Here is a 25,085-nt window from a genome sequence, read left to right as displayed (position 1 = left end):
GATGGCCGGATCAGCGGGCCTGCGAGCCCACGATGATGCTGCCGACGTTGCACTCTTCGAGTTCGTCGAGGCCGGTGGCCGCGGCGAAGGCGGAGGTGTCGCTGAAGCCCTGGGCGACGACGCCGAGGTTCATGGCGGTCGCGGTCAAGTAGACGGTCTGCATGAGGACGCCGACGTGCTTGAGGATGTTGGCGTAGGCGACCTGTTCGTAGCTCCACATGACGCGGCCTGCGCGGGCCGAAACCAGCAGCAGGACTTGGGGTTGCGCGCCGCCTGCCAGGGTCGCCGAGGTGGATTTGAGGAGCTTCTGGACGGCGGGGGCCTCGGTGGGGGCGACCGGGCGCAGGGCGTGGTCGGTCGAATCGTAGTGGTACATGCCGTTTTCCAGGCCTGCCACATTGCGCACCACGGGGTAGATCTCGAGTTCGTAGGCGCCGCCGCCGGAGGGGTAGGGGCGGGAGCCGTCGTCTCGGGTGCGGGCGGTGCGGAACAGCAACTCGCCCAATTGAACCGAGGTGATGGGGGCGGCGTCGTCGAAGGCGCGGGTGGAGACGCGGTCTTCGATGGTGGCGGCCAGGCTCGGATCCGATACGCGCAGCGAGACCAGGTCCGGCTTCGCCAAGGCGACCGACTCGCCGTCGAATGACGCACGGCGCAAGGGCAATTCGGGGAACTGGCCGTCGGCCCAGCGGGTGGGGCCGAAGTCGTCCCAGGTCACCGTGCGGGCGCCGAGGGTGCTGCGGCGGTGGAACCACAGGTCGGGGGTGTTCCAGGAGCGGGTGGTGAACTCGCGCTCCTCCTCGTCGCCGTCGACCAGGAAACCGCACCACTGCAGGTCGGCCATGAACTGGGTCTTCACGGCGGCGGGGACCGGGGAATCGGCGGCGAGCGGGCCGTCGAGCAGGGCGAGCAGGCGGGGGTCGTGGATGCGCAGGTCGCACCACGACTGGGGGTGTTCGAGCACGAAGCCCTGGTTGTCGCGGTGCAGGACAGCGAATTTCGACAGGGTCGCCGACCAGGTGGGCAAGGCTACCGCGGGGCGCGGGGCGGGGTCGGCGAAGGGCCGGATGCTGTAGAGGTCGCGGCCGCCGTCGCGGACTGTCACCGACAGCCAGCCACCGTCGGTGAGCTTGCGCATCAGGGCGGTGATGTCGTCGCCCGCCGCCGCGGTCGCCATCTCCGCCGCGGTCGCCGGGCCCTGGTTCAGGGTTTTCAGCGCCCGCAGCGCCCCCGCGCCCAGACCGGTCAGCTTCTCGTTGCGCGGCGGGTTCAGCAGCACCGCGCCGGCGGGAGTCGTGAGGCAGGTGACGCCCGCGCGCAGGGCGAAGCGGGTCTGGGCGGGGTAAGCGGAGGCGAGCACGGTGAAATCCTCGGGGGTAGAACCGGTCTGGGCAGAACCTATTTCGCGGCGGCGGCGAACGCGGGCTCGAGCTTGTCCAGCATGTACGGCACCGACAGCGCGCTCGGCTGGTTGATCGCGCTGATCTCCTGCGTGGTCAGGAACACGACCGAACCCTTGCGCACCGACGGCAGATCGGCGTAACCCGGCAGCTGCCGGTACTTCTCGTCGAGGCCGGGGGAGTAACCGGCCAGCAGCAGGTCGGCGGTGAGCTCGTCGACCTTCTCCGGCGACAGCGCAAGGCGGCCCTGGTTGGCGGGCAGCGCGGTGAGGTTGGCCGGGATGCCCATGCCGAGTGCGGTGAACACCTTGGCCGAACCGTCGTTGGGGTCGGTCAGCACCATCAGCTGCGCGGGGCTCGCGAGCCAGGTGCTGGCGAAGGTCTTGCCCTTCAGGCCGGGGTTGGCGGTCGCGATGGCGGCGACCTTGTCGTCGACCTTCTTGATCACCGCGCTCGCGTCGGACTCCTTGTGCAGCACCTTGCCCAGCACGGTGACCTGGTCCTGCCACGGGGTGACGGCGTCCTTGGTCAGTGCGGGCAGGGTCGGGGCGACCTTGGACAGATCGTCGTAGGTCTTCTGATCGGCGATGAACGGGTCGACCAGGATCAGGTCCGGCTCTAGCGCCGCGACCTGCTCGGCGATATTGCCGGTGGTGTTGAGGGCGGTGGCGGTCTTCAGGGACTCCGGCGTCCACGGCGGGGTGCTCTTGGACACCGCGGAGACGTTGTCGATGTAGCCGATGGGGACCACGCCGAGCGCCAGCGAGCTGTCGAGCCACTGGTTGCCCAGTGCCACGATCTTCTTCGGGGTACCGGGGACGGTGGTCTCGCCGCGGGCGTGGGTGATGGTCACCGCTTCGCCCGACGCGGCCTCGTCCTCGGTGGAACCGCAGGCGACCACGCCGAAGGCGAGGGCACCGGCGAGCGCGGCAACCGCCGCGCGCCGCCAGCCGCGCGAAGTCCGAACAGTCGTCATGGGTGCACCCTCCGTAGAGCAAGTTCCAGCGTAAGTCAGCCTAGGCTAACCTACGTCGCTTTTCGGAGGGAAGCTGTGCCCCTAGAGCGCGACGCGCTGGTCCTGTGGCATGAACAGCTTGTCGCCTTCCTTCACCTCGAAGGTGGTGTAGAACTCGGCGATATTGCGAACCACCTGGTTGCAGCGGAACTCGTTGGGGGAGTGGGTGTCCTGCAAACCCTGCAGGGTCGCCTCCTCGGTCTGCTTGTCGCGCCACTGCCGCGCCCACGAGAAGAACATGCTCCGGAAGTCGGGCTGCTCGCCGGACCGCTGGGCCACCTTCTGATAGGCGGCCAGCGCGATCTGCAGGCCGCGCAGGTCGGCCAGATTCTCGCCGACGGTCAGCGCGCCGTTCACGTGCTGGCCCTCGGGCGCGCCCTCCGGAACGAGCACGTCGTACTGGGCGATGATCTGCTGGGTCTTGGCGCCGAACGCCGCGAGATCCTCGGGCGTCCACCAGTCGCGACGGTTGCCGTCGCCGTCGTACTTGGAGCCCTGGTCGTCGAAGCCGTGCCCGATCTCGTGGCCGATCGTGGAACCCACCGCGCCGTAGTTGACCGCGGCCTGGGCGTCCTTGTCGAAGAACGGGGGCTGCAGGTAGGCGGCCGGGAAGACGATCTGGTTGGTGGTCGGGCTGTAGTAGGCATTCACCGTCTGCGGCGACATGCTCCACTCCATCTTGTCCACCTCGGTGCCGAGGCGGGCGAACGCGCGCTTGGACTCGAAAGCGTTGATGGCCAACAGGGATTCGATCAGTTTGCCGCGCGTGATCTGCACCGACGAGTAGTCGACCCACTTGTCCGGGTAGCCGATCTGGGTGGCGATCTTGTCCAGCTTGGCGATCGAGGCCTCGCGGGTGGGCTGGGTCATCCAGGTCGAATTGGTGAAGTTGTCGCGGTAGGCGGCGGTGAGGTCGGCGACCATCTCCAGCGCGCGCTCCTTGGCCGCGGGCGGGAAGTGCTTGTCCACGTACAGTTTTCCGAGCGGTTCGCCGAGGTTGCTGTCGACCACACCCACCGCCGAGCGCCACATCTCCGGCTTCTCCTCCAGCCCGCTCATCACCCGGCCGAAGAACTCGAAGCGCGCGTCGGCGATGGGCTTGGGCAGGAAGCGGGCATAGGAATCGGCCACGTGCATCTTGAGATAGTCGCGCCACTGGGCGATGTCGACCTCGGCCCACAGCTGCGCGGCCGCGGTGACGAACGACGGCTGACCGACCACCATCTTGTCGAACAGCGACTTGGGCCGATCGGTCATCCCGGCCAGCCACGGATCCCAGTCGAACTGCGGGCCGAGCGCGGTGAGTTCCTGCCAGCTCATCAGGTTGTAGGTGGCGTCGGTATTGCGCAGGCGCACGCTGTCCCAGTGCGCGGCGGCGATCCGCTTCTCCAGATCGAGCATCCGCTGCGCCAACCCGGCCGGATCGGCAAGGCCGAGGCCGGCGGCCAGCTGCTGGAGGTAGGTCTGATAGGCCACGAGCTGGGCGGCGAACTCGGGCTTGCGGTAGTACTGCTCGCTCAGGATGAGCCCGGACTGGCCGACGCTGGGGATATAGGCCTTGGAGTTCTTGCGGTCGATGCTGATACCCATCCCGATCAGCCCGGCGATCGGCGCCTCGGCCATCACCTTCGCCAGCTCGGGCTTGCCCGACGCCTTGTCGATCGCGGCGAACAGGCCGGTCAAGGGCGTGATACCGAGGCGCTCGATCTCATCGAGGTTCAGGCGCGCGTCGTAGAGATCCTTGATCTGCTGCGCCTCCGTGCCGTGCTCGGGATCGGAGATGCCCTCGATGATCGCGCGCAGCTGGTCCAGTGTCCGGTCGTTGGCATCGGTGATCGCGCCGACCGAGGCCTTGTCGGGCGGGAGCTGGTAATCGCGCAGCCAGGTGCCGTTGACATGGCGGTACAGGTCGTCCTGCGGGCGGATGGTGGGGTCGCCGCCGCCCAGGTCGACGCCGGTGAGCTGTACTTCGGGAGCGTCGGAGGAACACGACGCCAGCGCTGCGGCCACCGGGACCAGGCCCATGGCGATCAGGAATGCGCGACGATCCAACGACGGACGACCGGACGATGTCACAGATTGTTCCTTCCCCGATGCGATGCCCGCACCCCGATGCTTGTTGCGATCCAGCTCGCACAGGCTACCGGCGCGACGCTGTCTTCGGCGGGGTAGCGACGCAGGTCGACCCCGATTCGATTCGCCATGGGGGTTCACCTACACTAGAACGGTTGCCTGCGGGAGCTATGCCCTCGCAATCCGGCAGTGAACCCCCAGTGGAAGGCATTTCCGCTGGCAGGCGCGCGTCCGGTGGGTGACTGACCATGTGCGTCGGGTCGGCAATCCGGCGTACGTATACATCCAGGTCCAGGAGGTGCTGAAGTGATTCAGCAGGAGTCGCGACTGCGCGTCGCCGACAACACCGGAGCGAAGGAAATCCTTTGCATCCGCGTGCTCGGTGGCTCGTCGCGTCGCTATGCCGGTATCGGTGACATCATCGTCGCCACCGTGAAGGACGCCATCCCCGGCGCCAACGTGAAGAAGGGCGACGTCGTCAAGGCTGTCGTCGTTCGCACGACCAAGGAGCGTCGTCGTCCGGACGGTTCCTACATCAAGTTCGACGAGAACGCTGCCGTGCTGATCAAGCCGGACAACGACCCTCGTGGCACCCGCATCTTCGGCCCGGTCGGCCGTGAGCTGCGTGACAAGCGCTTCATGAAGATCGTTTCGCTGGCCCCGGAGGTGCTCTGACTATGAAGGTGCACAAGGGTGACACCGTGCTCGTCATTTCGGGCAAGGACAAGGGCGCCAAGGGCAAGGTCATTCAGGCCTTCCCGGCGACCGGCAAGGTTCTCGTCGAAGGCGTGAACCGCATCAAGAAGCACGTCGCGGACTCCGCGAACCAGCGTGGCGCGTCCTCGGGTGGCATCGTCACCCAGGAAGCCCCCATCCAGGTTTCCAACGTGATGGTCGTCGACTCCGACGGTAACCCGACTCGCGTCGGCTACCGCACCGACGAAGAGTCCGGCAAGCGCGTCCGGATCTCCCGTAAAAACGGGAAGGACATCTGACATGACCACCTCTGAGCAGACTCAGCCCCGGCTGAAGGCGCGCTACCGCGCCGAGATCAAGGACGCGCTGAACGGCGAGTTCGAATACGCCAACGTGATGCAGATCCCCGGCGTCGTCAAGGTCGTCGTGAACATGGGTGTCGGCGACGCCGCCCGTGACGCGAAGCTGATCAACGGTGCCGTCAAGGACCTCGAGCTGATCACCGGCCAGAAGCCCGAAATCCGTAAGGCCACCAAGTCGATCGCGCAGTTCAAGCTGCGTGAGGGCATGCCGATCGGCGCGAAGGTCACCCTTCGTGGCGACCGTATGTGGGAGTTCCTGGACCGTCTCGTGTCCATCGCGCTGCCCCGTATCCGCGACTTCCGCGGCCTGTCGCCGAAGCAGTTCGACGGCAACGGCAACTACACGTTCGGCCTCAGCGAGCAGTCGATGTTCCACGAGATCGACGTGGATTCCATCGACCGCCCGCGCGGTATGGACATCACCGTGGTCACCACCGCGACCAACAACGAAGAAGGCCGCGCGCTGCTGAAGCACCTCGGCTTCCCGTTCAAGGAGAACTGAGCACATGGCTAAGAAAGCACTGCGCATCAAGGCGGAGGCCAAGCCTAAGTTCGCCGTCCGCGCCTACACCCGCTGCCAGCGTTGCGGTCGCCCGCACGCGGTCTACCGCAAGTTCGGCCTGTGCCGTATCTGCGTCCGCGAAATGGCGCACCGCGGTGAGCTCCCGGGCGTGCACAAGAGCTCCTGGTGAGCTTGCGCTCCTCGTGAGCGCACCCGCCTAGGCGAATATCGTACGAAGGCACGGACTTCCGATGGGAGTCCGTGCCTTCGCGCGTTCAGAGGTCGTCGATCATCGACCTGGCGTGCTCGCGTCCCAGTTCACGTCGTCCGACGTGATCGAGTTCGGCGAAGCTCAGCGGTGAGAGCGTCAGGCGGATCGTTGTGCGAACAGATCGGCGATCACAAGTGCGAGCGCGGAACTCGCACATCCAATAGTCGTTTTCGAAGTCAGGCTATGAGCTTCGCCCCGAACGTCGTTCACGACAGCCCCGGCTTCCCGCGCCAGGAGGACGCCCGCGGCCGTATCCCACGGCTTGTTCGCCAGGATCACGCAGACATCGGTCCGCCCCTGGGCGAGCCAAGCAAGGTCCAACGAGGCCGAGCCGAGCATCCGAATACGTTCAGCTCGACCAGCAAGGGCCGCAGTGACTCTGAGACGTTCGGCGTTCTTGCTTGCCGCCTCCCGCCCGACCGCATAGTCGCCGATGGACACCATTGCCGCCGAGAGATCCTCGACACCACTGGCAATCATTGGTTCGTCGTTGACGAATGCACCGCCACCGGCGACCGCGTGATAGGCATGGCCGAGGAAGGGAGCGCTGATAGCAGCGACAACTGTCTCATCGCCTCGCAGGAGTGCCAAAGAGACCGCGCACAGTGGGATGCCGTGGACGAAGTTCGACGTGCCGTCGATCGGATCCAGCACCCAGCGGTACTCGCCGCCGGCATTATGCCCAGCTGTCTCCTCTCCGAGAAACGCGAACTCCGGTGTCGCGGCGGCAAGGTACGCCTGGACCTTTCGCTCGATCTCGAGGTCCAAATCGGTGACGTAGTCCCGATCTCCTTTGAGTCGGACGACAGCCGGGCGTGCTGATTCCAACATTCCCGCGCCGATCGCCACAGCCTCACGCGCGATCGCCAGCGCATCCCGACTCTCAACCATCAACAGCCTCCACCGCACCCGACCACAGCGCCTCGAATGCTCCGGTGAAGGTGGCGTAGAGGCCACCAGCCTCTGCCTCGATCACGAAGGCCGGCGATTCCACGCCACGCGCCATCGGGAGGTATGGCTGGAAGACACAAGTTCCGTCAACCACCATGATGTTGAATCGGGCGGGCCCATCGTAGGTCCGAATCATCAGCGTTCCTGGAAGATTCTCGGTCGTGACCTGCTGGCTTATCCGGCGCAGCGCAGCGATATTGAGGCCGGTCAGCGCTGCGAGAGTACCTGCGGGCTGACCTTCTTCCCGCTCCCGATCTGAGGTATGCCGACTGCGGGGATCGAGGAACATGCACCGGATCACGGCACCGGACCGTAGCAACTCCACAATCTCTGAGTCCGGGTACTGCTGGCAGAACAGATTCAACGAGATGCCAGCCAGATCTATCGTCGTTGCATCCGAGAACAGTTCCGCCGGAGGCAAACTCCCGAACAGCTCACCTCGCGTTGCGAAAGTCTGGACGGAGGCCCCAGTTCCGGGACCGAAATCGCCGGCACGGCGCCGAGGGGAAATCCCTTGTGTCCCATCAGATTCAGCGAACAACTCTGCCGCCGTATACCCGGGGAACATCGCCTCGAGAATCCGGCAGTGATGCGGGTAGGGAAGGCCGGTGACGTTCCCCGACAGCCATCGATAGAACTGGGCCTTCCGCGGACCGGCGCCGACGAGGCCGGGCTCCACGCGCCGCGCGACCGCGTTGTACTCACGATCAAACGCGCTGTGCGTCTGTAGGTGCTTCAACTGGAGCAAAGCCTTCAACGTAACCATGAGCTTGCCTCCTCCCCGAACGCCCGCGATTGGGCCGATCCTACGGGTGCGGGTGACGCAGAACAACCCGCTGAGCACGTAAATGATCCACAGATCGGACAGGACGGTAGTACCTGAGACGATCACGGACATCGGCGGCGACGCGGCCGGACTCCACGTCGAGGCACCTTGCTGGGTACGTAAACCCCCAGGAGGAGCCAATGATGTCGACAACTCTCGCTGAGGCGCTGGTCCTACGCCTACTGCAACCCGGAGGACAACTCACCGACCGCCAGATCGCCGCCGACACCGGGCTCTCCATCCGGCGAACCCGACGCGCACTGCGAGCGCTCCACCACACCGGGTTCCTCCGGCAACCTCCGCATCGGCAGGCGTGGGAGCTATCGATGTCTGGCCACGCCTACACGAAGGCTCCCTCCGGACAGGCCATGCTCGATGTGCCTCGATCGGTGATCACAGGATGAAACCCACCGCCATCGGCTACCTCCGCTCCGACCTGTCCGGCGCGGCACAGAACTGGGATGAGATCCGCCTACGATCGCTGGCGAAGCGGTATGGCTACGACCTTGCCAAGACCATCGTGTTCACCGCTCGAACGGCCGACCCCCTCAGCGGACTCATCACCATCGTCCGGCGAATCAACGCCGAAGCGGTCTTCGTTCCTCATCGGCGGCATCTCGGCGTCGAGATGCCACTCACACTGGTCAGCACCTGCGACGTGATCACAGTCAACGACGAAAGCACCTATGCAAGATCGTATTTCGCGAATCATGACCGCACGGTCGCTCCGTGATCCGCGAAGAATCCGGGACCTCCAGATCGGCCGAATGTTCGTGTGGCAGACGCTCGGCCAGTGCTTCATGGAGCGTATGGCAGACGGGTGTACGATTGGTTAAGCATTTCGGTGCGCTCAGGTGTCCACATAAAGGGAGCTGAATTTATTTCGAGGCTGCCCGCACGGCGAATCGCCCAAACATCGCCGGATTCCAAGAAATATACGCCCATGTCATCGGATGTTGCCGCAAGCAGTTTTGTCGCGATGAACAACACGTCGGTGACTTGAACATCTAGGCTTTCGGTCTTATTCAATCTAAAAAAGATCGATACTGTCGGCTTGAATCCGAATTGCTCCTCTATGGGGTCTCCCCACGCTGGGGACCGGGCGGCGCTTACGCGAATATACAACCCACGTCGAACCGAAACGCCATCGATTAGGCTGGTCGCAATTGTCTGACCAGAAATATCGCCCGAGAGGCAGATCGAGTTCACCAATGTGGCGATTTCTGACACGCTTCGATCTGTTGCGACCGCCACCATGTAGTCGAGTGCCATTTAGATCAGTCTCTCATCAATTGGGGGCGGCTCCGCCGACAAGTGACTCTCACTTCTCTGCTGATGCCCGTACCTCCAGTGCGTGCTGGAGAAACGCCAGCAACGACTTTGCAAGCATCCTGACCTCCGGGTGACCTTCTTGATACGTAAATACTGCGAGGGAGTCAGGTTCGAAGAAATATACCTTGTAACCTTGGTGATGGCCAAAGAAGAATCGATTTTCGAGAGACAGCGACTCGCCGTCCCCGCTGGCGATATCGATCGCAGCTTCTCGGGCTTCCAGCGATCTGGGATAGAAGATATCGGTACCTTCGAACAGTTCTCCGGCTCTCCTGCCCATTGCCTGCAAGAATGCAAGATACTGGTCTGGTAGGCGAAATGAACCGGCGCTGGAAAGTACATCTTCTATTTCGCTGGCCGAACATCCCATGATCTCATCTTCTGACGCGACTCCAGAAGTCAACAATTCTTGACGCAGGCGCTTCATGTCTTCAACATTCCTGTAATTACTCACTGGTTACGTTTACCTTTACTCCGGGTCGTCCGCACGCGGACTACCGCAAGTTCGGCCTGTGCCGTATCTGCGTCCGCGAAATGGCGCACCGCGGTGAGCTCCCGGGCGTGCACAAGAGCTCCTGGTGAGCTTGCGCTCCTCGTGAGCGCACCTGCCGCCTAGGCGAATATCGCGCGTTCAGTTGTAGACCCGTAGGTGGGTGAGTACCGCGAGGACGCGGCGGTGGTCGTCGGGCTCCGGCTGGAGACCGAGTTTGACGAAGATGCTGCGCACGTGGGTTTCGATGGTGCGCTCGCCGAGGAACAAGGCGGCGCCGATCGCGCGGTTGGAGCGGCCTTCGGCCATGAGCCGCAGGACTTCTCGCTCGCGGGGGGAGAGCTCGTCGAGCGGGAGGGCGCCGTGGTGCGGCCGTGAGACCAAGCGGCCGACCAGGTCGGGATCGATCGCCGAGCCGCCCGCGGCGATCCGCTGCAGGGCCGTCACGAACTCGTCGATATCGGAAACTCGGTCTTTGAGCAGGTAGCCGAGGCTGCGCGCGCCGCCCGAGAGCAGGTCGAGAACGCTCTCGGTCTCGATGTACTGCGACAGCAGCAGCACCGCCGTATCGGGAAAGTCGCGACGGATGGCCACGGCGGCGTCGATGCCCTCGGTGGTGCAGGTCGGTGGCATGCGAATGTCGACGACCGCGACGTCGGGGCGGTGCGCGCGGACCAGGCTCAACAGTGCCGCGGCGTCACCGGCCTGCCCAGCCACCTCCATGCCCTCGTCCTCGAGCAGCCGGGCGATGCCCTGTCGGAGCAGCGCCGAATCGTCGGCGAGCACAACGCGCAGGGGGGATTGATCGCGCTGGGGGACGTGTTCGGGGATCGTCGGGAGTTCCGCGGTGGCGTCGACCGCCGCGGTGAGCACCGCGCGCGCGTCGGCGGCGAATTCCGCGCAGTTCGGATAGCGGTCGGCCGGACTCTTGGCCATCGCCCGCGCGATCACCGCGTCGAAGGCCCTCGGCAGCGAAGGTAGTTGGGCACTCGGTAGCGGCACCGGCGCGTTGAGATGGCCGTTCATGATGGCCGCCGGGCTCGGCCCCGGATAGGGCGGAGCGCCGGTGAGCAGGTGGAACAGGGTGCAGCCCAGTGAATACTGGTCGGCTCGATGGTCGAGAGTTCGTCCTTCGAGCTGTTCGGGGGCCGCGTAACGCAGCGTGGCGACCATCATTCCGGCAGCGGTGAGGTGCACGTTGTCATCGAGCGCCTTCGCGATGCCGAAATCGGTCAGTAGTACTCGTTCGGCCTCGCCGGGCTGGGTGGGCGTGGCCAGCAGGATGTTCGCCGGGTTGACGTCGCGGTGGTACACACCGGCCCGGTGCGCGTAGTCGAGACCGGCCGCGACCTGCTCGATGATGTGCACGGCGCGCTCGGGCGCCACCGGACCCTCGCGCACCAGGCGGGCCGCGTCGGTCCCCGGCACCAGCTGCATCGCGATCCACAGGCGATCGCCCTCGCGGCCACGGTCGTAGACCGCGACGATGGCCGGGTGGTCGAGCCGGGCGCCGTGATCGGCTTCGAATTCGAACCGGGTACGGACGTACTCGTCGCCGGTGAGGAAGGGATGGAGCACCTTGAGCGCCACGGTGCGTGGCAGCGTGGGGTGCCGGGCCGCGTAGACCGAACCCATGCCGCCCGCGCCGAGCATTCGCTCGATCGTGTAGCCCGCGAACACCGTGCCGGGTTCGAGGTCAGACCCGCTCATGGGGCACCGCCACGCGTGCTCATGCCGTGTCCTTCGCACGAAGCGGCAGCACCGCGGTGAGGACCGTGCCGGTGCCGGGTGCGCTGGCCACCCGCAGCTGACCGCCGAGCGCGGCGGCACGATCACACAACCCGCTGAGCCCCCCACCGGGCCCGATGTCGGCTCCGCCGCGTCCGTCGTCGGCGATGGTGAGCTGGACGGCCTCGTCGACAACGCCCATCTCGATATCGACATGCGTACCGCCGGAATGCTTGGCCGCGTTGGTGAGGGCTTCGGCGGCGATGAAATACGCCGCCAGCTCTACCCCAGGGGACGGCCTCGGTACCAGGTCGCCGTGGATTCGGGCGGCGATCGGGGCGCGTTCGGCGAGTGCGGTCAGGGCGGCCGTCAGACCACGCTCGGCGAGAATCGGTGGGAAGACGCCCCTGGCCAGTTCTCGGAGCTCGGTGAGCGCGGTATCCAGTTCGGCGGCGCCCTGCGTCACCAGATGGTCTCGGTTCGCGGTGTCGGCGGACCGCTGTGCTCTGCGCAGCAGTAGCGCCGCCGCGACCAGGCGTTGCTGCGCGCCGTCGTGCAGATCGCGTTCGACTCGGCGGCGCTCGGCATCGCCCGCCGCCACGATGCGTTCGCGCGAGCTGCGTACTTCGGCGAGCTGGGCTTGCAGATCGTTGCGCAGACGTTCGTGGCCGAGGGCGAGTTCGGTCGCGCCGCGCACAACGGCCAGCAGTTCGGGTTCGGTTTGCAGTTGCTTGTCGTAGACGAGCGCGGCCGCCGCGGCACCGTCCAGTTCGAGGATCGTCGCCACCCGGTGACCGGTGCCGTGCGGCAGTACCCGGATCATGCCCTGGTCGTCGATGTAGCCGCCGCGTTCGGCGTCGAAGCTCCACAGCTCCAGAGTGGGGTCGTGCAGCGCCCGCCGCAGTGCCTCCACGAAGCCCGAGCTGATCGGGGCCGCCCCGATCACGACCATCGCGTCACCGACCGCGGCGCGCGCCATCCGATAGCGCAACTGTCCGTACGCGATGGCCATGGGTAAGAGAACAATCGGGATGTAACGCAGGTCCAATATCCAGCTGTGCAGCGAACCGGGCAATCGGATCGCGGTCGAGACCAGGATCACCAGGATGATCAGCGCGGCGATCGGCGCGAAGAACATCACCGGCGAGAAGCCCGATCGGTAGGCCGCCGTGCCGGATCGCCAGCGATTGATGATCACCCCGAGAAGCACGATGGCGAGGACGAAGACCAGCGCTCCCACCGTCAGCTGGATCCGTTCGGCGATGACCGCATCGTGCTGGATCAACAACAGATTGACCGATGTCGAGGGATGCGGTGTCGCAACTTCGCGTGGATCGAAGAACATCCACTCGGCTGACACACCGACCACCGCCAAGGCCCAGCACGCCCCGACACACCATCGTTCCCACGCGTGGTTCAGCCGACCGGATGGGAAACCGAGGAGCACCGGAATCATCACCGGCAGATAGATATTCGTCATCACCGCACCGGTGGTGAACAGCAGGGGATCGCTCGACCGGCGGATGCCGCCCGCGAGCCACACCAGGCCCGCCAGCACGAAGAGCGGTCCGGCCAGATCATGCGGGCGATTCGTCCAGGTGAACAGACCCGATGCGGCGAAGGATGCCCCTGCGAGGAGGAACAGCACTAGCTCGACCCGTCCGAACACCGGCGAAAGCGATGCCGCCTTGAAGGCCTCGCGCGGGCCGAGCAAAAGGATCCGGGCCGGGTCGTAGAGGGCGGCCTCCGACCAATCCACCGACAGCACCACGGCGACGCTCAGCGCGGCGGCACATGCCGTCACCCCACCGATGAGCGCGATCGTACGAGGTGTCATCGAACAACCTCCAACTACCGACCTACTCAGGATCCTCTGCTGGAAACCGGCGCACAACCACCGGCGGAATCCGTGCCGGCACCGAGTGCCCAGTTGTCGGCGTATGCACCGACTCGGCCGATCTGTCCGCTACTTCGGCGGGCAGATCGGAGCATTGGGGTGTGCCGCTTGTGTGTTGTCACGAGGTTGGATGAAATGTTCGCGTTTCACTGCCGATGCGGCTGTCGATGTGTTCTCTTGGCGCATGAAGAAGTTCGCCACAGTCGCTATTGTCTCCGTCGCGCTCCTCGGGGCGCCCGCCGTCGCATCCGCCGCCCCCATCGCGCCGGTTGCCGATTCCGGTTCGGGGGGTGGGTCGGGGTCGTCGGAGACGGAGCTGATCTGTTCGCCGATCGCGCAGTTGTTGTTCGCCACCGGCAGTGTGGAGAAGCCGCCGCTCTACGATCTGCTCTGCCTGCTCAGCTGAACGGGGAGCGATCGATTCCGCAGCTGACGCCTGCGGGCGGAAGGTGTCCGGAGAACAGGTAGTCGCGTTTGAGGTGTTCGGCGCAGGTGCTCTGGACGTACATGGAGCTGTGGCCCGCGCCTTCGATGACGACTACCTGGGCCCGGTTCAGTTGGGCCGCACCGGCTTTGGCGCCGTTCAGTGGCGTGGCCGGGTCGTATCGGCTGTTGAGGACGAGGATCGGGGCGGCGGTTTCGCGGTTCCACGGGCCGGTGTAGCGGTCCCGGTCCTCGGCCTGCCAGAAGGCGCAGGGGGTGGCGTTGAAGACCGCGGTTCGGCCGAAGTAGCGGGAGTGGGCGTCTTCGGCTGCGGCCACTCTGCTGTAGACGGCGGGATCCGTGGGGACGGTGCTGTCGGAGCATTGGATCGTGTAGAAAGCCTCGACGCGGTTGGCGGGGTGGTTCTCGGCGAAGAGTGCGTCGGGGACCCGGGTGGGGAGCACCGTTGCCGCGTCGAAGAGGCTCTGGAGAAGAATCGCCAGGTCGGGGTAGGTGTCGGGGCGTGAGAGGCTGCCCGCCGCGCTCACTACCTGGGAGAAGGTCCACGGGGTGCCGTCGACCGTGATCGGCGCGAGGCGTGCTCGTTCGGCCAGTGCGATCCATTTGAGTTTCGGGTCGCCCGCGGCGAACGCGCAGCGCGGACCCGCGGCGGAGCAGTCGCGCAGGAAGGTATCGAAGGTTTCGGCGATGCCCGCGGCTACGCCCTGGCGGGTGTCGAGGGGCAGGTTCGTGCCGTCGGTGCCGTGGCCGTTGACGTTGCCGTCGAAGTCGAGGGAACCGTCGAACGCCATCGCGCGCACCCGGCCGGGGAACATGTTGGCGTAGACCGCGCCGACCTGGGTGCCGTAGGAGATGCCGTGGTAGGTCAGGGTCTGATCGCCGACCGCGCGGCGCAACAGGTCCAGGTCGCGAGCGGTGTTCGCGGTGGACGCGTGGTGTAGGATCGGGCCCGCGTTCGCGGCACAGCGGGCGGCGATATCGGCGGAGGCGGCGAAGAACGCGGGCTCGTCGCGTGGATCGGTGGGGGTGCCGGGGAAGGAACCGAGGTACGCGGCCTGTTCGCCTGCGCTGGGGAAACACTGCGCGCCCGCGCTGCGCGAGACCGAACGTGGATCCCACGAGACCAGGTCGAACCGGGCACGCAGTTCGTCGGAGAACAGCCAGGGCCAGCGGGCCCGCTCGCGGAGGCGGTCAACGCCGGACGGGCCGGGCCCACCGAAATTGACGAACAATGTTCCGATACGCCGTGCGGGATCGGACGCGGGCAGCTTGATGACCGCCAGGTCGATCTGGGCGGCCTGCGGGCTGTTGTAGTCCAGCGGCACCTGAGCCAACGCGCACTCGAATCCGTCCGCACAACCCTCCCACCCCAGCGTCGGGGTGGCCGCCGCGTCGGCGAGCTGGTCGACGTAGGGATCGGCCGAAGCGCGCGCGGGCGTGACGAGCGCGCCGATCCCGAGCAGTACGGCGAGCAGATAGGCCGAGCCCCGGCGACGTGCACGGTGGGAAGACAACGGCCGAGCCTCCTGCGCAGATCCGACGAACCTCGCGAAGCTACCACACTCGTGAGCAGCGCTCACGAACGCAAAGTGGTTGGTATCGAACACAATTCGATCGACGGTGCGGATCGGCCGCCATCCTGCGACGGTATCGCCGCAGGTCACCCCCGATCTTTGCGCGGAATTGATTTCGAATTCTCGGTTACCGCGGCATTACCGGCACCTCATAATCCTGTGTCTTTCCCGAGAATGTGATCTCCATACTGGTCGGAAATTTATTCAGTGGCTACTGTCGAGATCGTTGCGTGACAATGCAGCGTGCAGGTGGGCGTCAGTGTCGATCCCTTGCCAGAGTGAATGCAGAGGATGTGAAATTGTGACCCTGACCACGAAGAACAAGCCCAGTGACGTGGCCCACCGGGCGCCGCTACGCGGGATTCCCGCGGGCGCGATGCCGATGGTCGCATTTCTTTCGATATTGGCCGGATTTATCGGTGCCGCCGCATATACGCATTCCGCCGGATATTTCGTGACATTTATGACCGGTAATACCGAGCGTGCCGTTCTCGGCTGGTTCGACAATGACCAGCTACTGGCCACCGGGGCTATCACGCTGCTTTTCTCGTTCGGGCTCGGTGTGTTCGTGGCCTCGATGCTCCGGCGGCGGCTGTGGCGCAGCGGCCACTACGGCGCATCCGTGGTGACCACCGTTGCGCTCGCCGTGGCCGCGATCGTCGACTACCCCCTCGACCGCACCGGCGGACAGGAGCTGGGGTTCATCCCGATCGCGTTCGTCGCCTTCGCGGTGGGCGCGCTCAACACCGCGTTCGTCAAGAACGGCGAGACCAGCGTGCCGCTCAGCTATGCCACCGGAACGGTCGTGAAGCTGAGCCAGGGCATCGAAAGCCACGTCAGCGGGGGTAGCTCGCGCGATTGGCTCGGCTACGGCCTGCAGTACGCGGCCTTCGCTGTCGGCGCCCTGCTCGGTGGCTTGATGAGCATTGTGGTGGGTGGTGAGATGATGTTGATCGTCGCCACCGGTGTCTCGGCCTCGGCGATCCTGATCACCTACAAGACGGGTGCGAAGGCGGATCACACCGCCACGTGACCGATGTCGCCCCGGTTCCCCTGGCCCCGAGTTTGGTCCTGACCACGGCATTGCCTACACTAGAGCGGTTGCCTGGGCAGATCTGTGTCCGCTGCGCGCTCCGGCGCGAGTGGGACCGTGCCAGGCGCCGAGAGCTCGCAAGAGAACTCATCCGGTCGGTAAGTGCCGACCGGACCAGCCGAATTGTTGTAGGCCCACGGTCACCTGCGCGCGAGCGTGCGGGAGATGTTGCATGGGAACCGCAGCGAGAAAGGTGTCGAGGTCTAACCATGACCATGACTGATCCGATCGCAGACTTCTTGACGCGTCTGCGCAACGCCAACTCGGCGTACCACGATCAGGTGAAGGCGCCCCACTCGAAGATCAAGGTGAACATCGCCGAGATCCTCAAGCGTGAGGGCTACATCGCCGATTACCGCACCGAAGACGCGACCGTTGGCAAGGCCATCGTCGTCGATCTGAAGTACGGCCCCAGCCGTGAGCGCAGCCTGCAGGGCCTGCGTCGCGTCTCGAAGCCGGGTCTGCGTGTGTACGCGAAGTCCACCAACCTGCCCAAGGTCCTCGGCGGCCTCGGCGTGGCGATCATTTCCACGTCGACCGGTCTGCTCACCGACCGTCAGGCGGCCAAGCAGGGCGTCGGGGGCGAAGTCCTCGCCTACGTCTGGTAAGGGAGGTCAGGACTAATGTCGCGTATTGGTAAGAAGCCCATCGAGATTCCGGCCGGCGTCGACGTCAACATCGACGGCCAGGTTGTCACGGTCAAGGGGCCCAAGGGCACCCTTTCCCACACCGTGGCCGAGCCCATCATCGTCACCAAGGGTGAAGGTAATGAGCTCGAGGTTGCTCGTCCCAACGACGAGCGCGCGAACCGTTCGCTGCACGGCCTTTCCCGCACCCTGATCGCCAACATGATCGAGGGTGTCACCAAGGGCTACGAGAAGAAGATGGAAATCTTCGGCGTCGGTTACCGCGTTCAGGCCAAGGGTTCGAACCTCGAGTTCGCCCTCGGTTACAGCCACCCGGTGCCGATCGAGGCCCCGGCAGGCATCACCTTCGCGGTGGAATCGCCCACCAAGTTCTCGGTGTCCGGGATCGACAAGCAGAAGGTCGGTCAGATCTCCGCTGTCATCCACGGACTGCGTAAGCCCGACCCGTACAAGGGCAAGGGCATCCGCTACGCCGGCGAGGTCGTTCGCCGCAAGGTCGGAAAGACGGGTAAGTGATCATGGCGCAAACTGCTAACCAGAAGGCGAAGCGGATTCCGCTGGGCAAGGACGCTTCCACGAAGCGTCGCCTGTCGAAGACCCGCCGTCACTTCCGTCTTCGTAAGAAGGTCGAAGGCACCACCGAGCGTCCGCGCCTGGTGGTCAACCGCTCCGCGCGCCACCTGCACGCTCAGCTGATCGACGACTCGGTGGGCAAGACCATTGCCGCCGCTTCCTCGATCGAGGCCGACGTGCGTGCGCTCGAAGGTGACAAGTCCGCCAAGGGCGCGAAGGTCGGTCAGCTGATCGCCGAGCGTGCCAAGGCAGCCGGTATCGAGGCGGTCGTGTTCGACCGTGGTGGTCACGACTACCACGGCCGTATCGCGGCGCTGGCCGATGCCGCTCGTGAAGGTGGGCTGAAGTTCTGATGACTGCAATTTCTAACGGAAGGAACGTCTGATGCCGGGACGTCAGCGGCGTGACGGCGGCAGCGGACCCGCCGGACCTAACAGCAACAGCAACAGCAACGCCGGAGGCCCCGAGGGCAACCGTCGTGGCGGTGGCGATCGTCGCGGTGGCGGCGACCGTCGTGACAACGCGGCCGAGAAGAACCAGCTCGAGCGCGTCGTCGCGATCAACCGTGTCTCCAAGGTCGTGAAGGGTGGTCGTCGCTTCAGCTTCACCGCCCTCGTGATCGTCGGTGACGGCAACGGTCTGGTCGGCGTCGGCTACGGCAAGGCCAAGGAAGTTCCCGCGGCCATTCAGAAGGGTGTCGAGGAGGCTCGCAAGAGCTTCTTCCGCGTCCCGATGATCGGCTCGACCATCACCCACCCGGTTCAGGGTGAGGCGGCGGCCGGTGTGGTCATGCTGCGTCCGGCTTCGCCCGGTACCGGTGTGATCGCGGGCGGCGCGGCTCGCGCCGTGCTCGAATGCGCAGGCATTCACGACATTCTGGCCAAGTCGCTCGGTAGCGACAATGCGATCAACGTCGTTCACGCGACGGTTGCCGCGCTCAAGATGCTCCAGCGTCCCGAAGAGGTTGCCGCACGTCGCGGTCTGCCGATCGAGGATGTCGCTCCGGCGGGCATGCTGCGTGCGCGTGCAGGACAGGGAGCCTGACATGGCTGATCTCAAGGTGACCCAGATCAAGAGCACGATCGGTGCCAAGGCGAACCAGCGCGATAGCCTGCGGACCCTCGGCCTGCGGAAGATCCGCCAGTCGGTGGTTCGTGAGGACAACGCTCAGAACCGCGGTCTGATCAACGTCGTGCGCCACCTCGTAACAGTTGAGGAGGTCTAGACATGACCATCAAATTGCACCACCTGCGTCCCGCCCCTGGCTCCAAGACCGAGAAGACCCGTGTGGGTCGCGGTGAAGGTTCCAAGGGTAAGACCGCCGGTCGCGGTACCAAGGGCACCAAGGCACGCAAGAACGTCCCCGCGGCGTTCGAGGGTGGCCAGATGCCGCTGCACATGCGTCTGCCGAAGCTTCGCGGCTTCACCAACCGCTTCCGGGTCGAGTACCAGGTTGTCAACGTTGGCCGCATCGCCGAGCTGTTCCCGCAGGGCGGCACCATCGGTAAGGCCGAGCTGGTCGAGGCCGGCGCCGTTCGCAAGAACGAGCTGGTCAAGGTTCTCGGCGACGGCGAGATCGGTGTCGCCATCCAGGTGACCGCCGACAAGGTGACCGGCTCCGCCAAGGAGAAGATCACCGCAGCCGGTGGCACTGTCACCGAACTGGCCTGACGGTACTGTAGTCAGCAGCTGACACCGGACGAGTCGCGAGCTCGTCCGGTGTCACTGTTAGAGTTCCAAGTGTTGTCTGCCAAAGCTCGTCATCGGCTGACGATTCCACATGCTGTCCAGTGGTTCAGTCGCATGGCATGACCATGTCGTTCGCCAGGAGGATTTGTGCTTTCCGCCTTCGTATCGGCCTTCCGGACTCCGGACTTACGGCGGAAGATTCTCTTCACGCTGGGGTTGATCGCGCTGTACCGGTTGGGTGCCGCGCTGCCGTCCCCCGGTGTCGACTACCAAAACGTCCAGGAGTGCGTGAAGCTGGTCTCCGGCGGTGAATCCGCCGGTATCTACCAGCTCATCAACCTCTTCTCCGGTGGCGCGCTGCTGCAGCTGTCGGTGTTCGCGATCGGCATCATGCCGTACATCACCGCGAGCATCATCATCCAGCTGCTGACCGTCGTCATCCCGCGGTTCGAGGAACTGCGCAAGGAAGGCCAATCCGGCCAGACCAAGATGACGCAGTACACCAGGTACCTGTCGGTCGCCTTGGCGGTCCTGCAGGCCACCGGTCTCGTCGCGCTCGCCTCGCGCGGTCAGCTGTTGCAGGGCTGCAACGAGCCGATTCTCGCTGATACCAGCATTTTCGGCATGATCATCATCGTGCTGGTGATGACCGCCGGTGCCTCGCTGGTGATGTGGTTCGGCGAGCAGATCACCGAGCGCGGTGTCGGTAACGGCATGTCGCTGCTCATCTTCGCCGGTATCGCCGCGCGTATCCCGATCGACGGCAAGAACATCCTCGACACCCGTGGCGGCCTGGTGTTCGGCCTGGTGTGTGCCGCGGTGCTGGCGATCATCGTGGCCGTGATCTTCGTCGAGCAGGGTCAGCGCCGGATTCCGGTGCAGTACGCCAAGCGCGTCGTCGGTCGCAAGATGTACGGCGGTTCATCGACGTACCTGCCGTTGAAGGTCAACCAGGCCGGTGTCATCCCGGTGATCTTCGCGTCCTCGCTGCTCTACCTGCCGAACCTGATCGCGCAGCTGACCGGGTCGAGCACGGCAACGGAGCCGAGCTGGTGGCAGGAAGCCATCCAGAAATACCTGGTGAACCCGTCCAACCCGGTCTACATCGCGATCTACTTCGCGCTGATCGTGTTCTTCACCTACTTCTACGTCGCGATCACCTTCAATCCGGAGGAACGCGCGGACGAGATGAAGAAGTTCGGCGGCTTCATCCCGGGCTACCGGCCCGGTAAGCCGACCGCCGACTATCTGAACTTCGTCCTGAGCCGCATCACCCTGCCTGGCTCGATTTACCTCGGTCTGGTCGCCGTGCTCCCGAACCTGTTCCTCGACATGGGCAATTCGGGTGCGGTGGCGAACCTTCCGTTCGGCGGTACCGCGGTGCTCATCATGGTCAGCGTGGGTCTCGACACGGTCAAGCAGATCGAGAGCCAGCTGATGAATCGAAATTACGAAGGGTTCCTCAAGTGAGAGTTGTTCTGCTCGGTCCGCCGGGTGCCGGCAAAGGTACTCAGGCCGTCCTGCTGTCAGAGAAGCTGGGCGTTCCGCACATCTCCACCGGAGACCTCTTCCGCGCGAACATCAGCCAGCAGACCGCCCTCGGTCGCGAGGCACAGAAGTACATGGACGCGGGCGACCTCGTCCCCAGCGACGTCACCAATCGCATGGTCGAGGCCCGCGTCGGCGAGCCCGACGCCGCGAACGGTTTCGTGCTCGACGGTTACCCGCGCACGGTCGACCAGGCCGACGCGCTGAAGAAGATCCTCGAGCACAACGGCACCAAGCTCGACGCCGTGCTGTGCTTCGTGGTCGCCGAGGACACCGTGGTCGAGCGCATGCTCTCCCGTGGGCGCGCCGACGACACCGAGGACGTCATCCGCAACCGGCTGCGGGTCTACCGTGAGGAGACCGAGCCGCTGCTCGAGTACTACGACGGTCTGGTCGTGACCGTCGACGGTATCGGCGAGGTCGATGAGGTCAACGCACGGGCGCTCAAGGCGCTCGGACAGTAATCAGCGGATCGGAGTACTGAGGCCGGATGGTCTTCACCCGTAAGAAGAAGGTCGTGCCGTTTCGTTCGGCGGGCGAGCTGGATGCCATGCAGGCAGCCGGCGCGATCGTCGGTGCGACGCTGGTCGCCGTTCGCGCGGCGGCCAAGCCCGGCGTTTCGACGCTGGAGCTCGACGAGGTCGCCGAGGCGACGATCCGTGACGCGGGCGCTGTCCCGTCGTTCAAGGGTTATCACGGCTTCCCCGGCTCGATCTGTTCTTCGGTCAACGATCGTGTGGTCCACGGGATCCCCTCGGCGAGTGACATTCTCACCGAGGGCGATCTCGTGTCCATCGACTGCGGTGCCATCCTCGACGGCTGGCACGGCGACTCGGCGTGGACGTTCGGCATCGGCAACATCATCGAGGCCGATCACCTGCTGAGCGAGGCGACCAGGCTCTCGATGGAGACCGGCATCGCGGCGATGCTGCCGGGCAACCGGCTCACCGACGTCTCGCACGCCATCGAGCTGGGCACCCGCGCGGCCGAGCAGGCGCACGGTCGCAAGTACGGCATCGTCGACGGTTACGGTGGCCACGCCATCGGCCGCGAGATGCACATGGATCCGTTCCTGCCCAACGAAGGCGCGCCCGGTAAGGGCCCGCGCCTGGTGGTCGGGTCGGTGCTGGCGATCGAGCCGATGCTGACGCTCGGCACCACCGACACCAAGACCCTCGATGACGACTGGACCGTGGTCACCACCGACGGGTCGCGGGCCGCGCACTGGGAGCACAGTGTCGCTGTGACCGAGGACGGGCCACGCATTCTCACCCTGCGCCCGGAGTAGTCGTCCACGGCTTTTCGGTGAAGTAATCTTTCTAATCCGATCGGCTGTCGGTGTGATCCTGTATCTCTGAGTGATGAGATCTCGCATCGCGCTGGTCGCTTGCGCGGCTACGGCACTGCTCGCCGGTTGTGCCGAGCCGCCGCCGAACGCGCGCTATACGGGATCGGGCAACACCTACGGCACGGCGAACGCGGGTTTCGAGACCTGCATGGTGACCGACGCGGGCGGCGTCGACGACAAGTCGTTCAACGAATCCGGCTGGAACGGCGTGAAAGCCGCGATCGACGCCAACCCCGGTGTCTACGGCTCCTACCGCCAGTCCAACAGTTCCGCCGACTACGAACCCAACCTGCGAGCCTCGGCCGACGACGACTGCGATCTGGTGATCGGCGTCGGCGGCCTGATGGCCGAGGCGGTGGCACAGGTGGCAGGCGAGTATCCCGATCAGCGTTTCGCGATCGTCGACGCGCACGTCGAGTTGGACAATGTCTACTCGATGGAGTTCAACGCGGCCCAATCTTCTTATCTGGCAGGCTATCTCGCGGCGGGGATGTCCAAGACCGGTCGGGTCGCCACCTGGGGTGGCATGGAGATTCCCGCGGTGACCATTTTCATGGACGGGTTCGCCGCCGGGGTGGCCGGGTACAACGCCGAGCACGGTACCGCGATCGCCGTGCTCGGCTGGGACGTCGAAGACCAGAACGGCTCGTTCACCGGCAATTTCGACGACACGAGCGCGGGCCGCTCACTCACCGAGAACTTCATCGCCCAGGGCGCCGACGTGATCCACCCGGTCGCCGGGCCGGTCGGGATGGGCGGGGCCTCCGCCGTGCAGGACTCCACCGGGGTGTCCATGATCTGGGTGGATTCCGATGGCTACGAAGCGGTTCCGGAGTACAAGGACATCATGTTGTCCTCCTCGATGAAGGACATCGCCGCCGCGGTTCGCGTGGCGATCGACAATGCCTACGGCGAGGGTGTCATGGACGGCCGATACGTGGGCACCCTGAGCAATGCCGGGGTCGGGCTCGCGCCGTTCCACGATTTCGACGCGAAGGTGCCGGCGCAGCTGAAGCAGGAGCTCACCGACCTGCGGCGCGACATCGTCGACGGCAAGATCGTGATCGATTCCCCGGCCGCCCCGAAGCTGTAGAGGACACGCGCATGCGACTCGAAGTACAGGGATTGACCAAGGCATTCGGTGCGTTTCTCGCCGACGACAGCGTCGACCTGGTCGTCGAGCCGGGGCAGGTGCACGCGATCCTCGGTGAGAACGGCGCGGGCAAGTCGACGCTGATGAACATGCTGTACGGCATCCTCGAACCGACCAGCGGCCGGATCCTGATCGACGGCGAGCCGGTGCGGCTGCGATCGCCGGGCGATGCCATCGCCGCCGGAATCGGCATGGTGCATCAGCATTTCAAGCTCGTCGGGCCGTTCAGTGTCGCCGACAATGTGCAGCTGGGTCGTGAACATGTCAAGCGCGGGAGTCTGGACCGGGCGGCCGCGCGGCAGGCGGTGCTCGAGGTGTCGCACCGGTACGGTCTGGCGCTCGACCCGGACGCGATCTGCGAGGACCTGCCGGTCGGCGTGCAGCAGCGCGTCGAGATCGTGAAGGCGCTGTCGGGCAGGACCGATCTGCTGATCCTGGACGAACCGACCGCGGTGCTCACCCCGCCCGAAGTCGCCGAGCTGCTCGACATCATCCGCAATCTCACCGCCTCGGGGATGTCGGTGATCTTCATCAGCCACAAGCTCAAAGAGGTGAAGGCCATCGCGGACACGATCACCGTCCTGCGGCGCGGGAAGGTGGTGACCGAGGCATCGCCCGACGACAGCGAGGCCGAATTGGCGGCGGCGATGGTCGGGCGGTCGGTCGTGCTCACCGTGGATCGGCCGCAGGCGCAGCCGGGCGAGATCGCCTTGGACATCAAGGATCTGACGGTGCTCGGCGAGCGTGGGACGCCGATGCTCGACGGACTGAACCTGGCTGTGCGGGCCGGTGAGATCGTCGGGTTGGCGGGGGTCGAGGGCAACGGTCAGACCGAACTGGCCAGGGCGGTGCTCGGGATCGTCACGCCCGCCAGTGGCTCGGTGGAGATGGGTGGCACCCCGATCACCGGGTGGGCTCCGTACCGGCGGATCGTCGCCGGGCTCGGCTACATCCCGGAGGATCGGGGCCGCGACGGGCTGGCCGCCGATTTCACCGTCGCCGAGAACCTCGTCCTGAACCAGTACCGCGACAAACCGCTGTCCCATCGTGGCGTGGTCGATGCGGTGGCGGTGCGCTCGCTCGCCGACAAGGCCATCGCCGATTTCGACATCCGCACCAGAGGGCCGGGGGAGCTGGTGTCGGCGCTCTCGGGCGGCAATCAGCAGAAGGTGGTGATCGCGCGCGAATTCTCCAGGCCGCGTTCGGTTCTGGTGGCCGCGCAACCCACCCGCGGGGTGGATGTCGGTGCCATCGAGTTCATCCACCGTCGTCTGGTCGCCGAACGTGATTCGGGGACCGCGGTCCTGCTCATCTCCGCGGAGCTGGACGAGATCCTGGCCCTGTCCGACCGCATCGCGGTGATCCACAACGGGCAGATCGTCGGCGTCCTCGCCCCGGATACGCCGCGCGAGATCATCGGTCAGCTCATGGCAGGCCACCGTCCCGCAGATCCAGCCACCGCGAGCTGAGCTG

At 65.3% G+C, this 25,085-nt stretch carries 29 protein-coding genes and 1 pseudogene; 20 read left to right on the top strand and 10 right to left on the bottom strand.

Annotation, left to right across the window (positions count from 1 at the left end; translation table 11 throughout):
- Nucleotides 1-10: 10 nt before the first annotated feature.
- From ACFWPX_RS20405 to ACFWPX_RS20395, 3 genes are all read right to left on the bottom strand, one after another.
- The gene (locus ACFWPX_RS20405) at nucleotides 11-1,360 is read right to left on the bottom strand and encodes a SagB family peptide dehydrogenase (protein WP_378928704.1); all 1,350 of its coding nucleotides are present in this window, start codon (nucleotides 1,358-1,360) and stop codon (nucleotides 11-13) included.
- Between the two features lie 38 nt (nucleotides 1,361-1,398).
- Nucleotides 1,399-2,376, bottom strand: a complete 978-nt coding sequence (locus tag ACFWPX_RS20400) for an ABC transporter substrate-binding protein (protein ID WP_378928703.1) — start codon at nucleotides 2,374-2,376, stop codon at nucleotides 1,399-1,401.
- 81 nt (nucleotides 2,377-2,457) lie between these two features.
- Nucleotides 2,458-4,491, bottom strand: coding sequence for a M13 family metallopeptidase (locus ACFWPX_RS20395; RefSeq protein ID WP_378928702.1), 2,034 nt, complete (start codon nucleotides 4,489-4,491; stop codon nucleotides 2,458-2,460).
- A gap of 303 nt (nucleotides 4,492-4,794) precedes the next feature.
- Between ACFWPX_RS20395 and rplN the strand changes: the two genes are divergently transcribed.
- From rplN to ACFWPX_RS20375, 4 genes are read left to right on the top strand one after another with little or no spacing between them, the layout of a single operon-like run.
- Nucleotides 4,795-5,163 (top strand): 50S ribosomal protein L14, encoded by a 369-nt coding sequence (rplN, locus tag ACFWPX_RS20390; protein ID WP_056818394.1) that lies wholly within the window; start codon nucleotides 4,795-4,797, stop codon nucleotides 5,161-5,163.
- Nucleotides 5,164-5,165: 2 nt separating this feature from the next.
- A complete protein-coding gene (rplX, locus tag ACFWPX_RS20385) occupies nucleotides 5,166-5,483 on the top strand; it encodes a 50S ribosomal protein L24 (RefSeq protein ID WP_056818391.1) in 318 nt (105 codons plus the stop codon).
- Nucleotide 5,484: 1 nt separating this feature from the next.
- A complete protein-coding gene (rplE, locus tag ACFWPX_RS20380) occupies nucleotides 5,485-6,048 on the top strand; it encodes a 50S ribosomal protein L5 (RefSeq protein WP_056818389.1) in 564 nt (187 codons plus the stop codon).
- A gap of 4 nt (nucleotides 6,049-6,052) precedes the next feature.
- Nucleotides 6,053-6,238 (top strand): type Z 30S ribosomal protein S14, encoded by a 186-nt coding sequence (locus ACFWPX_RS20375; protein WP_056818387.1) that lies wholly within the window; start codon nucleotides 6,053-6,055, stop codon nucleotides 6,236-6,238.
- A 177-nt stretch (nucleotides 6,239-6,415) separates the two neighbouring features.
- On the opposite strand, the gene ACFWPX_RS20370 is transcribed toward ACFWPX_RS20375, so the two are convergent.
- Both ACFWPX_RS20370 and ACFWPX_RS20365 read right to left on the bottom strand, forming a co-directional pair.
- Nucleotides 6,416-7,210, bottom strand: coding sequence for an inositol monophosphatase family protein (locus ACFWPX_RS20370; protein WP_378915889.1), 795 nt, complete (start codon nucleotides 7,208-7,210; stop codon nucleotides 6,416-6,418).
- Nucleotides 7,203-8,168 (bottom strand): DUF5919 domain-containing protein, encoded by a 966-nt coding sequence (locus tag ACFWPX_RS20365; RefSeq protein WP_378915892.1) that lies wholly within the window; start codon nucleotides 8,166-8,168, stop codon nucleotides 7,203-7,205. Before ACFWPX_RS20365 ends, ACFWPX_RS20370 begins: the two co-directional genes overlap by 8 nt.
- A 71-nt stretch (nucleotides 8,169-8,239) precedes the next feature.
- Here ACFWPX_RS20365 and ACFWPX_RS20360 point away from each other — a divergent pair, with 71 nt between their 5' ends.
- Nucleotides 8,240-8,500 (top strand): helix-turn-helix domain-containing protein, encoded by a 261-nt coding sequence (locus tag ACFWPX_RS20360; protein ID WP_378915894.1) that lies wholly within the window; start codon nucleotides 8,240-8,242, stop codon nucleotides 8,498-8,500.
- The gene (locus ACFWPX_RS20355; protein ID WP_378928701.1) at nucleotides 8,497-8,829 is read left to right on the top strand and encodes a hypothetical protein; all 333 of its coding nucleotides are present in this window, start codon (nucleotides 8,497-8,499) and stop codon (nucleotides 8,827-8,829) included. The genes ACFWPX_RS20360 and ACFWPX_RS20355 overlap by 4 nt, the downstream gene beginning before the upstream one ends.
- A gap of 65 nt (nucleotides 8,830-8,894) precedes the next feature.
- Here ACFWPX_RS20355 and ACFWPX_RS20350 read toward each other — a convergent pair whose 3' ends face one another.
- Entirely contained in the window at nucleotides 8,895-9,368 is a 474-nt protein-coding gene (locus tag ACFWPX_RS20350; RefSeq protein WP_378928700.1) for a SitI3 family protein, read from the bottom strand.
- A gap of 49 nt (nucleotides 9,369-9,417) precedes the next feature.
- The gene (locus ACFWPX_RS20345) at nucleotides 9,418-9,855 is read right to left on the bottom strand and encodes an SMI1/KNR4 family protein (protein WP_378928699.1); all 438 of its coding nucleotides are present in this window, start codon (nucleotides 9,853-9,855) and stop codon (nucleotides 9,418-9,420) included.
- Between the two features lie 50 nt (nucleotides 9,856-9,905).
- On the opposite strand from ACFWPX_RS20345, the pseudogene rpsN reads away from it, so the two are divergent.
- Nucleotides 9,906-10,010: pseudogene (gene rpsN, locus ACFWPX_RS20340) on the top strand (30S ribosomal protein S14); the annotation flags it as partial.
- Nucleotides 10,011-10,059: 49 nt separating this feature from the next.
- Here rpsN and ACFWPX_RS20335 read toward each other — a convergent pair.
- Together ACFWPX_RS20335 and ACFWPX_RS20330 are read right to left on the bottom strand one after the other, a co-directional pair.
- Complete coding sequence (locus tag ACFWPX_RS20335) at nucleotides 10,060-11,628, bottom strand: protein kinase (protein ID WP_378928698.1); 1,569 nt, start codon at nucleotides 11,626-11,628, stop codon at nucleotides 10,060-10,062.
- Between the two features lie 19 nt (nucleotides 11,629-11,647).
- Nucleotides 11,648-13,483, bottom strand: coding sequence for a sensor histidine kinase (locus ACFWPX_RS20330; protein ID WP_378928697.1), 1,836 nt, complete (start codon nucleotides 13,481-13,483; stop codon nucleotides 11,648-11,650).
- Nucleotides 13,484-13,727: 244 nt separating this feature from the next.
- Between ACFWPX_RS20330 and ACFWPX_RS20325 the strand changes: the two genes are divergently transcribed.
- Nucleotides 13,728-13,949 (top strand): hypothetical protein, encoded by a 222-nt coding sequence (locus tag ACFWPX_RS20325; RefSeq protein ID WP_378928696.1) that lies wholly within the window; start codon nucleotides 13,728-13,730, stop codon nucleotides 13,947-13,949.
- Here the strand turns inward: ACFWPX_RS20325 and ACFWPX_RS20320 are convergent.
- The gene (locus ACFWPX_RS20320; protein ID WP_378928695.1) at nucleotides 13,942-15,501 is read right to left on the bottom strand and encodes an alpha/beta hydrolase; all 1,560 of its coding nucleotides are present in this window, start codon (nucleotides 15,499-15,501) and stop codon (nucleotides 13,942-13,944) included. The two genes, ACFWPX_RS20325 and ACFWPX_RS20320, sit on opposite strands and share 8 nt — an antisense overlap.
- A gap of 436 nt (nucleotides 15,502-15,937) precedes the next feature.
- Here ACFWPX_RS20320 and ACFWPX_RS20315 point away from each other — a divergent pair, with 436 nt between their 5' ends.
- The 12 genes from ACFWPX_RS20315 to ACFWPX_RS20260 all read left to right on the top strand — a co-directional run bounded on the left by ACFWPX_RS20315 (nucleotide 15,938) and on the right by ACFWPX_RS20260 (nucleotide 25,081).
- Nucleotides 15,938-16,594, top strand: coding sequence for a YoaK family protein (locus tag ACFWPX_RS20315; RefSeq protein WP_378919137.1), 657 nt, complete (start codon nucleotides 15,938-15,940; stop codon nucleotides 16,592-16,594).
- Between the two features lie 269 nt (nucleotides 16,595-16,863).
- Nucleotides 16,864-17,262 carry a 30S ribosomal protein S8 gene (rpsH, locus tag ACFWPX_RS20310; RefSeq protein WP_056818383.1) on the top strand — a complete coding sequence of 133 codons (399 nt, stop codon included), beginning with the start codon at nucleotides 16,864-16,866 and terminating at the stop codon, nucleotides 17,260-17,262.
- A gap of 15 nt (nucleotides 17,263-17,277) precedes the next feature.
- Nucleotides 17,278-17,817 (top strand): 50S ribosomal protein L6, encoded by a 540-nt coding sequence (rplF, locus tag ACFWPX_RS20305; protein ID WP_378632260.1) that lies wholly within the window; start codon nucleotides 17,278-17,280, stop codon nucleotides 17,815-17,817.
- Between the two features lie 2 nt (nucleotides 17,818-17,819).
- A complete protein-coding gene (rplR, locus tag ACFWPX_RS20300; protein ID WP_266296784.1) occupies nucleotides 17,820-18,227 on the top strand; it encodes a 50S ribosomal protein L18 in 408 nt (135 codons plus the stop codon).
- A gap of 31 nt (nucleotides 18,228-18,258) precedes the next feature.
- Nucleotides 18,259-18,918 (top strand): 30S ribosomal protein S5, encoded by a 660-nt coding sequence (rpsE, locus tag ACFWPX_RS20295; RefSeq protein ID WP_378919123.1) that lies wholly within the window; start codon nucleotides 18,259-18,261, stop codon nucleotides 18,916-18,918.
- A gap of 1 nt (nucleotide 18,919) precedes the next feature.
- Nucleotides 18,920-19,099, top strand: coding sequence for a 50S ribosomal protein L30 (gene rpmD / locus ACFWPX_RS20290; protein ID WP_071931163.1), 180 nt, complete (start codon nucleotides 18,920-18,922; stop codon nucleotides 19,097-19,099).
- 2 nt (nucleotides 19,100-19,101) lie between these two features.
- Nucleotides 19,102-19,545, top strand: a complete 444-nt coding sequence (gene rplO / locus ACFWPX_RS20285; RefSeq protein WP_056818375.1) for a 50S ribosomal protein L15 — start codon at nucleotides 19,102-19,104, stop codon at nucleotides 19,543-19,545.
- A gap of 165 nt (nucleotides 19,546-19,710) precedes the next feature.
- A complete protein-coding gene (gene secY, locus ACFWPX_RS20280; protein WP_378919121.1) occupies nucleotides 19,711-21,033 on the top strand; it encodes a preprotein translocase subunit SecY in 1,323 nt (440 codons plus the stop codon).
- Entirely contained in the window at nucleotides 21,030-21,575 is a 546-nt protein-coding gene (locus ACFWPX_RS20275; protein WP_378919119.1) for an adenylate kinase, read from the top strand. The genes secY and ACFWPX_RS20275 overlap by 4 nt, the downstream gene beginning before the upstream one ends.
- Before the next feature lie 26 nt (nucleotides 21,576-21,601).
- Entirely contained in the window at nucleotides 21,602-22,399 is a 798-nt protein-coding gene (gene map / locus ACFWPX_RS20270) for a type I methionyl aminopeptidase (RefSeq protein WP_378919117.1), read from the top strand.
- Nucleotides 22,400-22,472: 73 nt separating this feature from the next.
- Entirely contained in the window at nucleotides 22,473-23,552 is a 1,080-nt protein-coding gene (locus tag ACFWPX_RS20265) for a BMP family ABC transporter substrate-binding protein (RefSeq protein WP_378919115.1), read from the top strand.
- An 11-nt stretch (nucleotides 23,553-23,563) separates the two neighbouring features.
- The gene (locus ACFWPX_RS20260; RefSeq protein WP_378928694.1) at nucleotides 23,564-25,081 is read left to right on the top strand and encodes an ABC transporter ATP-binding protein; all 1,518 of its coding nucleotides are present in this window, start codon (nucleotides 23,564-23,566) and stop codon (nucleotides 25,079-25,081) included.
- The last annotated feature ends 4 nt before the right edge of the window (nucleotides 25,082-25,085 follow it).

It is taken from the genome of Nocardia sp. NPDC058518 (assembly GCF_042719655.1).
Classification (GTDB): Bacteria; Actinomycetota; Actinomycetes; order Mycobacteriales; family Mycobacteriaceae; genus Nocardia.
This window is presented reverse-complemented; position numbering and strand designations above follow the sequence as displayed.

Bases quoted from the DNA above. Each gene is read 5' to 3' on its own strand.
- rpmD (WP_071931163.1), top strand. From the start codon at position 18,920: ATGGCTGATCTCAAGGTGACCCAGATCAAGAGCACGATCGGTGCCAAG.
- ACFWPX_RS20325 (WP_378928696.1), top strand. From the start codon at position 13,728: ATGAAGAAGTTCGCCACAGTCGCTATTGTCTCCGTCGCGCTCCTCGGG.
- rplR (WP_266296784.1), top strand. From the start codon at position 17,820: ATGGCGCAAACTGCTAACCAGAAGGCGAAGCGGATTCCGCTGGGCAAG.
- rpsE (WP_378919123.1), top strand. From the start codon at position 18,259: ATGCCGGGACGTCAGCGGCGTGACGGCGGCAGCGGACCCGCCGGACCT.
- ACFWPX_RS20315 (WP_378919137.1), top strand. From the start codon at position 15,938: ATGCCGATGGTCGCATTTCTTTCGATATTGGCCGGATTTATCGGTGCC.
- rplF (WP_378632260.1), top strand. From the start codon at position 17,278: ATGTCGCGTATTGGTAAGAAGCCCATCGAGATTCCGGCCGGCGTCGAC.
- rpsH (WP_056818383.1), top strand. From the start codon at position 16,864: ATGACCATGACTGATCCGATCGCAGACTTCTTGACGCGTCTGCGCAAC.
- ACFWPX_RS20265 (WP_378919115.1), top strand. From the start codon at position 22,473: ATGAGATCTCGCATCGCGCTGGTCGCTTGCGCGGCTACGGCACTGCTC.
- ACFWPX_RS20350 (WP_378928700.1), bottom strand. From the start codon at position 9,368: ATGGCACTCGACTACATGGTGGCGGTCGCAACAGATCGAAGCGTGTCA.
- rplE (WP_056818389.1), top strand. From the start codon at position 5,485: ATGACCACCTCTGAGCAGACTCAGCCCCGGCTGAAGGCGCGCTACCGC.
- map (WP_378919117.1), top strand. From the start codon at position 21,602: ATGGTCTTCACCCGTAAGAAGAAGGTCGTGCCGTTTCGTTCGGCGGGC.
- ACFWPX_RS20260 (WP_378928694.1), top strand. From the start codon at position 23,564: ATGCGACTCGAAGTACAGGGATTGACCAAGGCATTCGGTGCGTTTCTC.
- ACFWPX_RS20345 (WP_378928699.1), bottom strand. From the start codon at position 9,855: ATGAAGCGCCTGCGTCAAGAATTGTTGACTTCTGGAGTCGCGTCAGAA.
- ACFWPX_RS20375 (WP_056818387.1), top strand. From the start codon at position 6,053: ATGGCTAAGAAAGCACTGCGCATCAAGGCGGAGGCCAAGCCTAAGTTC.
- ACFWPX_RS20335 (WP_378928698.1), bottom strand. From the start codon at position 11,628: ATGAGCGGGTCTGACCTCGAACCCGGCACGGTGTTCGCGGGCTACACG.
- ACFWPX_RS20370 (WP_378915889.1), bottom strand. From the start codon at position 7,210: ATGGTTGAGAGTCGGGATGCGCTGGCGATCGCGCGTGAGGCTGTGGCG.
- ACFWPX_RS20355 (WP_378928701.1), top strand. From the start codon at position 8,497: ATGAAACCCACCGCCATCGGCTACCTCCGCTCCGACCTGTCCGGCGCG.
- rplO (WP_056818375.1), top strand. From the start codon at position 19,102: ATGACCATCAAATTGCACCACCTGCGTCCCGCCCCTGGCTCCAAGACC.
- ACFWPX_RS20360 (WP_378915894.1), top strand. From the start codon at position 8,240: ATGTCGACAACTCTCGCTGAGGCGCTGGTCCTACGCCTACTGCAACCC.
- rplX (WP_056818391.1), top strand. From the start codon at position 5,166: ATGAAGGTGCACAAGGGTGACACCGTGCTCGTCATTTCGGGCAAGGAC.
- ACFWPX_RS20400 (WP_378928703.1), bottom strand. From the start codon at position 2,376: ATGACGACTGTTCGGACTTCGCGCGGCTGGCGGCGCGCGGCGGTTGCC.
- ACFWPX_RS20330 (WP_378928697.1), bottom strand. From the start codon at position 13,483: ATGACACCTCGTACGATCGCGCTCATCGGTGGGGTGACGGCATGTGCC.
- ACFWPX_RS20365 (WP_378915892.1), bottom strand. From the start codon at position 8,168: ATGTCCGTGATCGTCTCAGGTACTACCGTCCTGTCCGATCTGTGGATC.